Origin of the sequence: Mycobacterium sp. E796, from assembly GCF_001672815.1 — a bacterium.
In the GTDB taxonomy this organism is placed as follows: domain Bacteria; phylum Actinomycetota; class Actinomycetes; order Mycobacteriales; family Mycobacteriaceae; genus Mycobacterium.
In genome coordinates this window covers 47440-60941 of sequence record NZ_LZKK01000019.1, presented here as the reverse complement: position 1 = coordinate 60941, position 13502 = coordinate 47440, and the positions used below count along the sequence as shown (strand labels likewise).

General features: G+C 70.5%; 8 protein-coding genes. 5 read left to right on the top strand and 3 right to left on the bottom strand.

Annotation, left to right across the window (positions count from 1 at the left end; all coding sequences use genetic code 11):
* The 3 genes from recC to recD all read left to right on the top strand — a co-directional run.
* The coding region (recC, locus tag A5706_RS01340; RefSeq protein ID WP_068126292.1) for an exodeoxyribonuclease V subunit gamma at positions 1–2905 on the top strand (2905 nt) is incomplete at its 5' end.
* Positions 2906–6217 carry an exodeoxyribonuclease V subunit beta gene (recB, locus tag A5706_RS01335; RefSeq protein ID WP_068126290.1) on the top strand — a complete coding sequence of 1104 codons (3312 nt, stop codon included), beginning with the start codon at positions 2906–2908 and terminating at the stop codon, positions 6215–6217.
* A complete protein-coding gene (gene recD / locus A5706_RS01330) occupies positions 6214–7968 on the top strand; it encodes an exodeoxyribonuclease V subunit alpha (protein WP_068126288.1) in 1755 nt (584 codons plus the stop codon). Before recB ends, recD begins: the two co-directional genes overlap by 4 nt.
* 31 nt (positions 7969–7999) lie before the next feature.
* Here recD and A5706_RS01325 read toward each other — a convergent pair whose 3' ends face one another.
* Entirely contained in the window at positions 8000–8227 is a 228-nt protein-coding gene (locus tag A5706_RS01325; RefSeq protein WP_068126286.1) for an antitoxin, read from the bottom strand.
* Between the two features lie 94 nt (positions 8228–8321).
* Here A5706_RS01325 and A5706_RS01320 point away from each other — a divergent pair, with 94 nt between their 5' ends.
* Complete coding sequence (locus A5706_RS01320; protein WP_068126284.1) at positions 8322–9020, top strand: TVP38/TMEM64 family protein; 699 nt, start codon at positions 8322–8324, stop codon at positions 9018–9020.
* Between the two features lie 69 nt (positions 9021–9089).
* Here the strand turns inward: A5706_RS01320 and A5706_RS01315 are convergent, their stop codons facing one another.
* Entirely contained in the window at positions 9090–10031 is a 942-nt protein-coding gene (locus A5706_RS01315; RefSeq protein ID WP_068126282.1) for a class I SAM-dependent methyltransferase, read from the bottom strand.
* A gap of 2 nt (positions 10032–10033) precedes the next feature.
* Positions 10034–10984 (bottom strand): class I SAM-dependent methyltransferase, encoded by a 951-nt coding sequence (locus A5706_RS01310; protein WP_068126280.1) that lies wholly within the window; start codon positions 10982–10984, stop codon positions 10034–10036.
* Between the two features lie 130 nt (positions 10985–11114).
* Between A5706_RS01310 and A5706_RS01305 the strand changes: the two genes are divergently transcribed.
* A complete protein-coding gene (locus A5706_RS01305; protein WP_068126278.1) occupies positions 11115–13502 on the top strand; it encodes a lysylphosphatidylglycerol synthase transmembrane domain-containing protein in 2388 nt (795 codons plus the stop codon).

The window sequence follows — 13502 nt, the reverse complement described above, 5'->3', positions numbered from 1 at the left end:
GCTGCGCCGGGGCCGACGGTATGCGACGGCGCGTCGGCTGGCGGGGCTGTTCGCGTCGTACGCCCGGCAACGCCCGCAATTGCTCGCCGACTGGCTGGCGGGCGACACGGAGAACCTGGACGAGGACCTGCGCTGGCAGCCGGAACTGTGGCGGGCGTTGGTCCGGCGCGTGCAAGCCGACCCCCCGCACGTGCACCACGAAAAGACCGTCGAGCGGCTGCGGGAAGGGCCGAGCGACCTGCCGGCACGGCTGTCGCTGTTCGGGCACACCCGCCTGGCGTGCACCGACGTGCAGTTGCTCGAAGCGCTGGCGACCCACCACGACCTGCACCTGTGGCTGCCGCATCCCAGCGACGAACTCTGGCGGGCGCTCGCCGGCGCCCACGGCGCGATTCCCCGCCGCGCCGACGTCAGCCACCGCGACGTGCGACATCCGCTGCTGGCGACGCTCGGGCGAGACCTGCGCGAGCTGCAACGCAGCCTGCCGACGGATCCGCGGACCGACGAATATCTTCCCGGCCCGGGCCGCCCCGACACGCTGCTCGGCTGGCTGCAGTCCGACATCGCGGCCAATGCCGTTCGGCCCCAAGGGCGCAAGCTCGCAGCTGACGACCGCTCCGTCCAGATACACAGCTGCCACGGCCCGGCCCGCCAGGTCGATGTGCTGCGCGAGGTGCTGCTCGGCCTCCTGCAAGACGACCCGACGCTTCAGCCGCGCGACATTTTGGTGATGTGCCCGGACATCGAGACCTACGCGGCGCTGATCGTCGCCGACTTCGGCCTCGGCGACGTGGTGCACGGCGCGCATCCCGCCCACCGCTTGCGGGTGCGGCTCGCCGACCGCTCGCCGATCCAGACCAATCCGCTCCTCGGCCTGGCCGCGCAGCTGCTGGCGCTGGCGGGCAGCCGGGTGACCGCCAGCGAGGTGCTCGACTTCGCCGAGGCCGCACCGGTGCGCGCCTGCTTCGCCTTCACCGACGACGACCTGGAGGCCATCGCCCGCTGGGTTCGGCAGGCGAACATCCGATGGGGCTTCGACCAGGAGCACCGCCGGCCGTATCACGTCGACTTCGTCCACAACACTTGGCGTTTCGGCATCGACCGGGTGCTGACCGGGGTCGCGATGTCGGACGACTCGCACGCCTGGATCGACGCCACCCTCCCCCTGGACGACGTCAGCAGCAACCGCGTCCAGCTGGCCGGGCAGTTGGCCGAATTCGTCTGCCGGCTGCAACACGTCGTGGACTCGCTCACCGGGGCGCGGCCGCTGCGCGAGTGGCTGGCCGCCCTCACCGAGGGGATCACCCTGCTGGCCCGCGTCGACGATTCGGACCTCTGGCAGACCAGCCAGATGCAGCGTGAGTTCGCCCAGGTGCTGGCCGACGCCGGCACGCGCGCGGACACGGTGTTGCGGCTGCCCGACGTCCGCGCCCTGCTCGACCGGCATCTCTCCGGGCGCCCGACTCGGGCCAACTTCCGCACCGGCACGCTGACGGTGTGCACGATGGTGCCGATGCGCTCGGTGCCGCACCGGGTGGTGTGCCTCGTCGGCCTCGACGACGGGGTGTTCCCGCGCGTGGGCGTCGTCGACGGCGACGACGTGCTGGCGCGCAACCCGATGACCGGTGAACGCGACATCCGTTCGGAGGACCGGCAATTGCTGCTCGACGCCATCGGCGCGGCCACCGAGAAGCTGGTGATCACCTACACCGGCGCCAACGAATACTCCGGCCAGACGCGCCCGCCGGCGGTGCCGCTGGCCGAATTGCTGGACACCCTCGACCTGACCGTGCCGGACGGCGTCTGCGAACGCGTCCTCGTCACGCATCCGTTGCAGCCGTTCGACATTGACAACGTCAAGCCCGGCGCGCTGGTGCCAAAGGTCCCGTTCAGCTTCGACAAGACCGTGCTGCGCGCGGCGCGAGTGGCCGGCGGCCAACGGGGTGAGCGGCCCCCGTTCATCTCCGGGCCGTTGCCGCCACCGCCGCCCGACGACGTGATCCTCGCCGACCTCGTCGACTTCTTCAAGGATCCGGTGAAGGGCTTCTTCCGCGCCCTGGAATTCACGCTGCCCCGCGACGTCGACGGCGTGCAGGACGCCATGCCCGTCGACCTCAACGCCCTCGAGGAGTGGACGGTCGGCGACCGGATGCTCGGCGACATCCTGCGCGGCATGACGCCCGACGACGCGCGCCAGGCCGAGTGGCGCCGGGGCACGCTGCCGCCGGGCCAGCTGGGCTGGCGCAAGGCGGCCGAGATTCGCGATCAGGCCGCCCTGCTCGCGACCGCAGCGCGGCGGCATCGGCGGGCGGACGCACGGGCCTACGACGTCGACGTCGAGCTCGGCCCCGGGCGCCGCCTCACCGGCACGGTGTCGCCGGTGTACGGCGACAGGCTGGTTTCGGTCACCTATTCCAGGCTGGATGGGAAGCACCTGCTCGAATCGTGGATCCCGTTGCTGGCGTTGATCGCTCACGACCCCGGCCACGACTGGACGGCGGTGTGCCTCGGCCGCGCCCGGCGCGGCACCACGCCGCGGGAGGAGGGGCTGGGGCGGCCGGCGGGCGATCCCGTCGATGTCTTACGCGACCTGGTGGCGATCTACGACGCCGGGCGCCGGGAGCCGATTCCGTTGCCCGTCAAGACATCCTATGCCTGGGCGGCGGCCCGGCATTGCGGTGACGACCCCGTCCGCGAGGCGGAATATCGCTGGAAATCCGCTAACTATCCGGGCGAGAACGAGGCCCCCGCGCACGTGCGGGCCTGGGGCAGGAACGCACGGCTGGAGGACCTGATGCAGGCCCCGCGGCCCGGTGAGGAGTACGACGGCGAAGACAACCGGCTCGGCGCCTACGCCGCGCGCCTCTGGCTGCCGATGCTGCGCGCCGAACGGAGGCCGACCTAGATGGAGCGCTTCGACCTGCTCGGCCCGCTGCCGGCCGACCGCTCGACCACGGTGCTGGAGGCCAGCGCGGGCACCGGCAAGACCTTCGCGCTGGCCGGGCTGGTGACCCGCTACCTCGCCGACGGCGCGGCAACGCTCGACCAGATGTTGCTCATCACCTTCGGCCGGGCCGCCAGCCAGGAACTGCGCGAGCGGGTGCGGTGTCAAATCGTATCCGCCGTAACGGCATTCGAGGATCCGTCGTTGGTCGGCGACAATGAGTTGATCGCCCACCTGCTGGACGGCACCGACGACGAGCGCGCGGCCCGCAGGCAGCGCCTCCGTGACGCGCTGGCCGGATTCGATGCGGCGACCATCGCGACCACCCATCAGTTCTGCCAGCTGGTGTTGCGCTCGCTTGGCGTGGCCGGCGACACCACCGCGAACGTGACCCTGATCGAGAGCCTCGACGAGCTCGTCACCGAGATCGTCGACGACCTGTACCTGGCCCACTTCGGCCAACAGCGCGACGATCCGCCGCTGGCGTACCGCGACGCGCTGCGCCTGGCCCGCGAGGTGGCCAACAACCCGTCGGCGCAGCTGCGGCCGCTGGACCCCGAACCCGGCTCGCGGGCGGCGGTGTGCGTCGCATTCGCGAAAGATGTGCTCGCCGAACTGGATACCCGCAAGCGGCAGTTGGGCGTCCTGAGCTACGACGACCTGTTGAGCCGGCTGGCGGACGCGCTGGCCACCGGCGATTCACCCGCCCGCGTGCGGATGCACCAACGCTGGCCGATCGTGATGGTCGACGAGTTCCAGGACACCGACCCGGTGCAGTGGCAGGTCATCGATCGTGCGTTCAGCGGGCGCTCCACCGTTGTGCTGATCGGCGACCCGAAGCAGGCCATCTACGCGTTCCGCGGCGGCGACATCGACACCTACCTGCGGGCGGCCGAGACCGCGGGCGACAAGAAGACGCTGGGCACCAACTGGCGCAGCGACGCGGCGCTGGTCGAACGCCTGCAGGTGGTGCTGCGCGGCGCGCAGCTCGGCGACCCCGCGATCGTGGTCGGCGAAGTCGAGGCGCACCATCAGGGCCACCGCCTTGCCGGTGCCCCCCACAACGATCCGTTCCGGTTACGGGTGGTGCCGCGAACGACGTTGGGCCGCAGGGGTTTGGCGAACATGCCAATCGAGGGTTTGCGGCGGCACATCGGCGCCGACCTGGCCGCCGACATCCGCGCCCTGCTCGCCGCCGGGGCGACATTCGACGGGAAGCCGTTGCAGGCCCGCGATATCGCCGTGATCGTGGAAAGGCACAAGGATGCCGCCGCCTGCTTTCGGGCGCTGTGCGATGCGGGCATTCCGGCGGTGTACACCGGCGACTCCGACGTCTTCACGTCGGACGCCGCCGAGGATTGGCTGTGCCTGCTGGAGGCGTTCGATCAGCCGCACCGGCCCGGCATGGTCCGCGCCGCGGCGGCGACGATGTTCTTCGGCGAGACCGCGGAATCGCTGGCGGCCGGCGGTGATGCGCTGACCGACCGCGTCGCGGAAACGTTGCGGGAGTGGGCGGGGCATGCCCGCGAACGCGGTGTCGCGGCGATCTTCGAGGCCGCGCAGCTGCTGGGCATGGGCGATCGCGTGCTGTCCTGGCAGGACGGCGAGCGCCACCTGACCGACCTGGCACACATCACGCAGTTGCTGGGAGACGTCGCGCACCGCGAGCACTACAGCCTGCCCGCGCTGCGCGACTGGCTGCGCCGCCAGCGCGACGAGCGCAGCGGCTCGACCGAACGCAACCGGCGGCTCGACAGCGACGCGGCCGCCGTGCAGATCATGACGGTCTACGTGAGCAAGGGGCTGCAGTACCCGATCGTGTACCTGCCGTTCGCATTCAACCGCAGTGTGCCGAAACGCGACATCGTGCTGTTCCACGACCACAGGGTGCGCTGCCTGCACGTCGGCGGCAGCGACAGTCCCGACTTCCCGAGGGTCGAGACGCTCGGGCGCCAGGAGGACGCCGGCGACGCGAGCCGGCTTACCTACGTCGCGATGACCCGGGCGCAGTCGCAGGTGGTCGCGTGGTGGTCGCCGGCCTACGACGAGCCCAACGGCGGCCTGTCACGACTGCTGCGCGGCCGCCGGCCGGGCGAGTCGTTCGTCCCCGACCGCTGTGAGCCCGCCAAGATCTCCGACGACGACGCGATGGCGCGGCTGCGGGAATGGGAGGCGGCGGGCGGCCCGGTGATCGAGGAGTCGGTGGTGGCCCGCGCCCTGCCGTCGATGCCGCTCGAGCCGGTGTCGTCGGACCTGGACTACCGCCACTTCCACCGCACCATCGACACCGACTGGCGGCGCACGTCCTACTCCGGTCTCATCCGGGTGACGGAAACCTCAGCCTCCGCCGGGGTGAGCAGCGAGCCCGAGATCACCGAGCTCGATGACGAATCCGGCGCAGTTCCGTTGTCGGAGAACGCCTCCGGGCCGCAGCTGCCCTCGCCGATGGCAGACCTGCCGACGGGCGCGAAGTTCGGCACCCTGGTGCACGCGGTGCTGGAGACCGCCGACCCGCTGGCCGCCGATTTGGCGGGCGAGCTCAAGGCGCAGATTCGGAAGCACTCGGTGTGGTGGCCGGTCGACGTGGCGCCCGAGGTGCTGGCCGACGCGCTGGTGCCGATGCACGACACCCCGTTGGGCCCGCTGGCCGGAGGTTTGACGCTGCGGCAGATCGGCCTGCGCGATCGGTTGCGGGAGTTGGATTTTGAATTTCCGCTGGCCGGCGGCGATCTGCGGGCGGCGGCACCGGAGATTCTGCTGGCGGATGTGGGGGCGTTGTTGCGCGAGCAGTTGCCCGCCGGCGATGCGCTGGCCTCCTACGCCGATCGGTTGACCGGCCCGGTGCTGGGCGCCCAGTCGTTGCGCGGCTACCTCACCGGCTCGGTCGACGCCGTGTTGCGCATTCCCGACGGCGCGGGGCATCGCTATGTGGTGGTGGACTACAAGACCAACTGGCTCGGCGATCCGGAGCGGCCGCTGACGTCCGCCGATTACGACCGGCCGCGACTGGCCGAGGCGATGCTGCACTCCGACTACCCGCTGCAGGCGCTGTTGTACAGCGTTGTGCTGCACCGGTTTCTGCGGTGGCGGGTGGCCGACTACGATCCCGCCCGCGATCTCGGGGGTGTCCTCTACCTCTTTGTGCGCGGGATGTGCGGGGCGGACACGCCTCTCGTCGACGGGCATCCATCCGGGGTTTTCAGCTGGCGGCCGCCCTCGTCCCTGGTTGCGGGGTTGTCGGATCTGCTCGACGCGGGGAGGGCGGCCGCGTGACGGTGCAGGCGATCGACGGACTGCTGCGGCAATTCGGCGATGCCGGCGTCTTCGAGGCAGCGGATGTCCATGTGGCGCAGCGCCTTACCGCGCTCGCCGGCGAGCCCGACGAGCGGGTGGCATTGGCGATCGCGCTCGTGGTGCGCGCGCTGCGGGGCGGTTCGGTGTGTGTGGACCTGCGGGCGGTGGCGGCGCAGCTCGGCATGGCCGAGCTGCCGTGGCCCGGCGCCCACGATTGGCTGACCGCGGTGCGGGCCAGCCCGTTGCTCGGGTCGCCGCCCGCGCTGCGGCTGTTCGGTGACCTGCTCTACCTGGATCGGTACTGGCTCGAGGAGGAGCAGGTGTGCGCCGACCTGTTGGCGCTCTCGGTATCCGGTTCGGTGGGCGGCGTGCCCGCCCTGGAGCGGCTGTTCCCGTCGCCACGGTACGACGAGCAACGAACGGCCGCCGAAATCGCGCTGTCGCAGGCGGTTACGGTGCTGACCGGCGGCCCCGGCACCGGCAAGACCACGACGGTGGCGCGGCTGCTGGCCCTGCTGGTCGGCCAGGCCGAGCAGGCCGGCGTCCCGCGGCCCCGGATCGCGCTGGCCGCGCCGACGGGCAAGGCGGCGGCGCGGCTGGCCGAGGCGGTGGCCGCCGAGGTCGAGAATCTCGAAGACGCGGCGGACCGGGCGCGCCTGGCCGGCCTGCGGGCCACGACACTGCACCGGCTGCTGGGCTCGCGGCCGGATACGTCGGTGCGGTTCAAGCACAATCGCGGCAACCGGCTGCCGCACGACGTGATCGTCGTCGACGAGACGTCGATGGTGTCGTTGACCATGATGGCCCGGCTGCTGGAGGCCGTGCGCCCGGACACCCGGCTGATCCTGGTGGGCGACCCCGACCAGCTCGCCTCGGTGGAGGCCGGCGCCGTCCTCGCGGACCTGGTGGAGGGGCTGGCCGCCCGGCGCGACATCCGGGTCGCCGCCCTGCGCACGCCCCATCGATTCGGCGAGTCGATCGGCGCGCTGGCCGAGGCGATCCGGACCGGCGACCAAGACCGGGTGGTGGCGCTGCTGCGTGCCGGCGGGGAGCACGTCGAGTGGATCGACTCCGACCACCCGGCCGATCGGTTGCGCGACGTGCTGGTCTCCCACGCGCTGCGGGCGCGGGAGGCCGCGGTGCTCGGCGCCGCCGGGGCGGCGTTGGCCACGCTCGACGAGCACCGGCTGTTGTGCGCGCACCGGCGCGGTCCGTACGGGGTGTCGCACTGGAACCGGCAGGTGGAGCGCTGGCTCACAGAGGAGACGGGTCAGCCCGCGTTCTCGGCGTGGTACGCCGGCCGGCCATTATTGGTGACCGCCAACGACTATGGGCTCAAGGTCTACAACGGCGACACCGGGGTGGTGGTGGCCGGCCCCGATGGGCTACGGGCCGTCATCGCCGGCGCCACCGGACCGCTGGACTTCGCCCCCAGCCGGCTGTCGGACATCGAGACCATGCACGCCATGACGATCCACAAGAGCCAAGGCAGCCAGGCCGCCGAGGTGACGGTCCTTATGCCGCCCGAGGATTCGCGGTTGCTGACCCGAGAGCTGTTCTATACCGCGGTGACCCGCGCCAAGGTCAAGGTCCGGGTGGTCGGTTCTGAGCCGTCGGTGCGCGCCGCGATCGGCCGGCGGGCGGTGCGGGCGAGCGGCCTGGCGCGCCGGCTGCAGACCGCTCGGCTTATGACAAGCGTTGCGACACAGACGCTCGACGTACGTCGATGAGCACGCTCGCGGAGAACGGCGCCGTCGCTTCTCATCTCTGATCCTGTGATGAGCGCACGTCCTCTGACGTCACGATTCTTCCGACGCTAACCAGGGGCAGCCCCGTCCGGGGATCGCTGGAGATCACGGTGGTCCCGCCGGACTCCAGACCACGGCGGACGAGGTCGCCGACCGTCTGGCTGAAGGTGCGGTTGGTGTCTCGCGCGATTGCCAGCGCCTGTCTATGCAGGTCGTCGGGAAGATCAATGGTAGTGCGCATACTCAATTCTGGCATCGCTGGATCATAAAGCGCGGAAGCACAAGCCAAGGATGACGTTATCGCCACTGCCGGGTGCGGAAGAATTGCCATCAGCATGGTCGACAACGAGGAATCCCCACCTGTATCCCGGCTCCGCCACATCATCCGGCTCGCGCTGTTCGGCGCGTTCCTGGCCACGATGTTCTACCTGGTGGCCGTGGCGCGTGTCATCGACATCGAGGCGATACGGCGCGCGGTCTCGGCGACGGGCCCGGCGGCGCCGCTGGCCTACGCCGTGGTGTCGGCGGTCCTCGGCGCGCTGTTCGTGCCGGGCTCGATCCTGGCGGCGGGCAGCGGGATGCTGTTCGGTCCGCTGCTGGGGGTCTTCGTGACGCTGGGCGCGGCGGTGGGCACCGCGGTGGTCGCGAGCCGCGTCGGCCGCCGGGCCGGCCGGGACAGCGCGCGGGCCCTGCTCGGGCAGGAACGCGCCGGCCGCATCGACTCGGTGATCGAACGGGGCGGGCTGTGGGCGGTCGTGGGGCAGCGATTCGTGCCGGGCATCTCCGATGCGCTCGCCTCCTACGCGTTCGGGGCGTTCGGGGTTCCGCTGTGGCAGATGGCGGTGGGCTCGCTGATCGGTTCGGCACCAAGGGCTTTCGCGTACACCGCGCTGGGCGCCTCCATCGGGCACCTGTCGTCGCCGCTGGCGTATGCGGCGATCGCGGTGTGGTGCGTGAGCGCCATCATCGGCGCGTTCGCGGCTCGGCACGGATTTCGGAAATGGCGCACGCGAGGCGTTGACGAAAAGGCGTAGGCGTTTCAGCCCGCCGGTCCGCTGAGCGTGGGATCACCGAACGTGCAACTGTGGCTCGGCGCAAAACCGCTACGCGCGTTGCGCGGCCACGAACAAGTTCCCCGGCACCTGGTCGGCGACCTCGTGGGCAGGCTTGCGGCCGTAGGAGGCCATCAGCTCGTCGGCCGGCCTCACCGTCACGGCCCAGCCATGGCGAGCGAACCAGTCGCCGACCTCTTCGCGCTCCTCGAAGTAGAACAGTTCCTCGTTGTTGGGGATCTGGCGCTGCGGGTCCAGTTTGGTCACCAGGGCGCGGATCCGCTCCATCCGCGCGCGACGGTTCGCGCGGAACTCGGGGTCGAGGAACTTCGGCCCCAGCGCTTCCACGGCGACCCGGCTGCCGTCGGCGGCGAGCGCGTCAACGCGTTCGAACAGGAGGTCCTGGGCCGCGGCGGGCAGATAGGGCATCAGCCCCTCGGCCGACCAGGCGCTTGGCGCCGAGGCGTCAAAACCCGCCTGCCGCAACGCCGTCGGCCAGTCCTGACGCAGGTCCACCGGGACGGCGATGCGGTTGCAGGCGGGCTGCGCCCCGTGCTCGTCCAACGTCGACGATTTGAACTCCAGCACCCGCGGCTGGTCGAGCTCGTACACCGTGACGCCGTCCGGCCAGGGCAGCCGCCACGCGCGCGAGTCCAAACCCGCCGCCAGGATAACCGCCTGGCGGATGCCCGCCTCGCTCGCGTCGACGAAGAACTGGTCGAAAAACGCTGTGCGGCAAGCCATGTAGCCGACCATCGCCTTCATCTGCAACTGCAGACTCGGTTCGGCCGCAAGGACGTCGGCGGGCAGCTGGGACGCGGAATACCAGTTCCACAGCCCGTCGCCGGCGGCGTCGAGGAAAACCCGCGCGAACGGATCGCGGATCAACGGGTTCTCGCTCTCGGTTTCCACCGCGCGCGCCGAGGCCACGCCCAACGCCGTCGCCCCCACGCTTTCGGTGATCTCCCAGCTGTCGTTGTCGGTCCTTGCCACGCTCACTCCCTCTCGCTGCGCTCGGCGGCCACGAAAAGCGTCTTCGGGGCGGCGTCTTCGACGTCCTGCGGGGGCCGGCGGTCGTAGCGGGCCATCAGCTCCTCAGCGGGCGTGACCGTGACGTCCCAGCCATGCCGGCGCAGCCAGTCGCCCACGTCCTCGCGCTCCTCGAAGTACCACAGGTCCTGGACGTCGGGGATTTCGCGGTCAGGCTCCAGCCTGGCCATCAGGTCGCGGATCCGCTGCATCGTCTCGCGTTGCTTCGCGTGCGCGGCCTCGTCGAGGAAGTCCGGGCCATGCGCCTCCACAGCGATCCGGCTACCGGCGGCGGCCAGCGCGTGGACGCGCTCGAAGAGCAGCTCCTCGGCGGCCGCCGGCAAGAACGGCAGCAGCCCCTCGGCGGACCATGCGCTCGGCACCGACGAGTCAAACCCCGCCTGCCGCAACGCGGCCGGCCAGTCGTGGCGCAGGTCGATCGGGACGTGCACCAGGTTGCACGTGGGCTCGGCGCCGCGCTCGCGCAGCGTCGATGACTTGAACTCGAGCACCCGGGGCTGGTCGAGCTCGTACACCGTGACGCCATCGGGCCAGGGCAGCCGCCACGCCCGCGAATCCAGGCCCGCGGCCAGGATCACCACCTGCGACACACCCGCGCGGGTCGCGTCGAGGAAGAACTGATCGAAAAACGCCGTCCGGGCGGCCATGTAGTCGACCATTCGCTTCATCTGGGGCACCAAGTCCGGTTCGGCCTCGGCGATCTCGGCGGGCAGGTCGGGCGCCGCGAACCAGTTCCACATGCCGTCGCCGACGGCGTCCAGGAAGACCCGCGCGAACGGGTCGCTGATCAGCGGATTTTCGCTCTCGGTTTCCGCCGCGCGGGCCGCCGCGACGCCCAGCGCCGTGGCGCCGACGCTCTCGGTGATCTCCCAGGTGTCGTTGTCCGTTCTGGTCACCCTCGTGTCCCCCAATTCGACTAGCTCAACTACCTATATACCTTCGCCGACCCTACGCGCGTCTCATGTGAACAAGCTGTCCGCGAGGTTCATCCCCGCTGGCGCCCAGGTATCCGGTTAAGGTCTCGACATGCGGGTTGACGGGCGCGAAATCAGCGTTTCGGGCGACTTGCTGCAACCGATCACCCGGCGGACCAACGACATCCTGCGGCTCGCCGCGAGCGTGGTGTTCTTCGCGATCGTGATCGCCGGCTCGCTGATCACCCGGCCGCAGTGGGTCGCGCTGGAGAAGTCCATCTCGGAGATCGTCGGGGTGCTGACGCCAACCCAATCCGATCTCGTGTACCTGGTGTACGGCATCGCGATCCTGGCTCTGCCGTTCGCGATCCTGATCGGTTTGATCGCCGCGCGGCAATGGAAAATGCTCGGCGCCTACGCGGCCGCGGCTCTCCTCGCGGTGCTGCCGCTCTCGATAAGCGGCACCGGCATCTCGGCGCCGCGTTGGCATTTCGACCTCATGGACCGGCCGCAGACCGCGCTGGCCCAGATACTCGACGACCCGCGGTGGATCGCGATGCTCGCGGCCGTCCTGACCGTCTCGGGTCCCTGGCTGCCCGCGCGCTGGAGGCACTGGTGGTGGACGCTGCTGCTGGCCTTCGTGCCGATCCACCTGTTCATCAGCGCCATCGTCCCGGCACGCACGTTGCTCGGGCTGGCGGTCGGGTGGTTCGTCGGCGCCCTGGTGGTGCTGGTCGTCGGCACCCCCGCCCTCGAGGTGCCCCTGGAGGGCACGGTGCGCGCGCTGGCCAAACGCGGATGCGTGGTCTCCGAGCTTCGGGTGGTCCGGCCCGCCGGACCGGGGCCACTCGTGTTGTCGGCGGTCTGCATGGATTCCGATTCGGCCCGCGACGAGGCGTTGATCGAGTTGTACGGCCCGCACCAGCGCAGCGGCGGCGCGTTGGTTCAGCTGTGGCGCAAGCTGCGGCTGCGGGCCAGGGAGACCGCGCCCCTGGTGGCCTCGATGCGCCGCGCCGTCGAGCATCGCGCGCTGATGGCCATCGCCATCGGTGACCTGGGCCTGGCGAACACGTCGACAATCGCCGTGGCCCCCCTCGACCGGGGCTGGATGTTGTACTCCCACAAGCCCATTCGGGGGACGATGCTCGACCACTGCGCCATGACGACCCCGGTCGAGCGCTCGTGGGAATCGCTGCGCACCCTCAACGACCACCAGATCTCCCATGGCGACCTGCGAGCGACCACGATCACCGTCGACGACGGCACGGTGCTCTTCGGCGGGTTCGACAACGCAGAGTACGGGGCCACCGAGACCCAGCTCCAGTCCGACATCGCACAACTGTTGGTGACGACGTCGGCGCTGTACGACGCGGAGTCCGCGGTGGGCGCGGCGATCGACGCGTTCGGCAAGGACACCGTGCTCGCCGCTTCGCGCCGGCTCACCAAAACGGCCGTGCCCAAACAGATCCGGCGATCGATCGTCGACGCCAGCGCCGTCATCTCCGGCGCCCGCGCCGAGGTGAAGCGTCAAACCGGCGCGGACCAGATCAAGACCGAAACGATCACCCGGTTCACCCGCAGGCAGGTCATTCAGCTGGTGCTGCTGGTCGCGCTGGTCTACGTCGCGTACCCGTTCATCAGCACCGTGCCGACGTTCATTTCCCAGGTGAGTAGGGCGAACTGGTGGTGGGCACTGCTGGGCCTGGTGATATCGGCGCTGACGTACGTGGGCGCGGCAGCCGCCTTGTGGGCGAGCGCCGACGAATCGGTGGTCTTCTGGAAGCTGTCGGTAGCCCAGGTGGCCAACACTTTTGCCGCGACCACGACACCGGCCGGCGTCGGCGGCCTCGCCCTCAGCACGCGGTATTTACAGAAGGGCGGCGGGCTGTCCGCGGTGCGGGCCACCACCGCGGTGGCGATGCAGCAAGCGGTGCAGGTGATGATGCACCTGCTGCTGCTGATCTTGTTCAGCACCGTCGCGGGCGCGTCGATGGACCTTCGGCACTACGTCCCGAGCGCCACGGTGCTGTACCTGATCGCGGGTGTGGCGCTGGGCTTCGTCGGCACATTCCTTTTGGTGCCGCGGCTGCGACGGTGGCTGGCGACCGACTTGCGTCCGAGGGTGAAGGAGGTGGCCCGCGACCTCGCCGAGGTTGCCCGGGAGCCGAAGCGCCTGGGCTTGATCGTGCTCGGTTGCGCCGGGACGACTCTCGGTGCGGCGCTGGCGCTTTGGACCAGCGTCCAAGCGTTCGGCGGCGGCGCCTCGTTCGTAACCTGCACGGTGGTGACGATGGTCGGCGGAACGCTGGCCTCGGCCGCCCCGACGCCCGGCGGTGTCGGCGCCGTCGAGGCCGCCCTGATCGGTGGCCTGGCCGCCTTCGGCGTACCCGCGGCCGTCGGCGTGCCGTCGGTCCTGCTCTATCGCGTGTTGACCTGCTGGCTGCCCGTGTTCGCCGGGTGGCCGGTGATGCGGTGGCTGACCGAGAACGAGATGATCTGA

Excerpts from the sequence above, each read along its gene's own strand:
- recB (WP_068126290.1), top strand. The coding sequence starts at position 2,906 with ATGGAGCGCTTCGACCTGCTCGGCCCGCTGCCGGCCGACCGCTCGACC.
- A5706_RS01320 (WP_068126284.1), top strand. The coding sequence starts at position 8,322 with ATGGTCGACAACGAGGAATCCCCACCTGTATCCCGGCTCCGCCACATC.
- A5706_RS01325 (WP_068126286.1), bottom strand. The coding sequence starts at position 8,227 with ATGCGCACTACCATTGATCTTCCCGACGACCTGCATAGACAGGCGCTG.
- A5706_RS01305 (WP_068126278.1), top strand. The coding sequence starts at position 11,115 with ATGCGGGTTGACGGGCGCGAAATCAGCGTTTCGGGCGACTTGCTGCAA.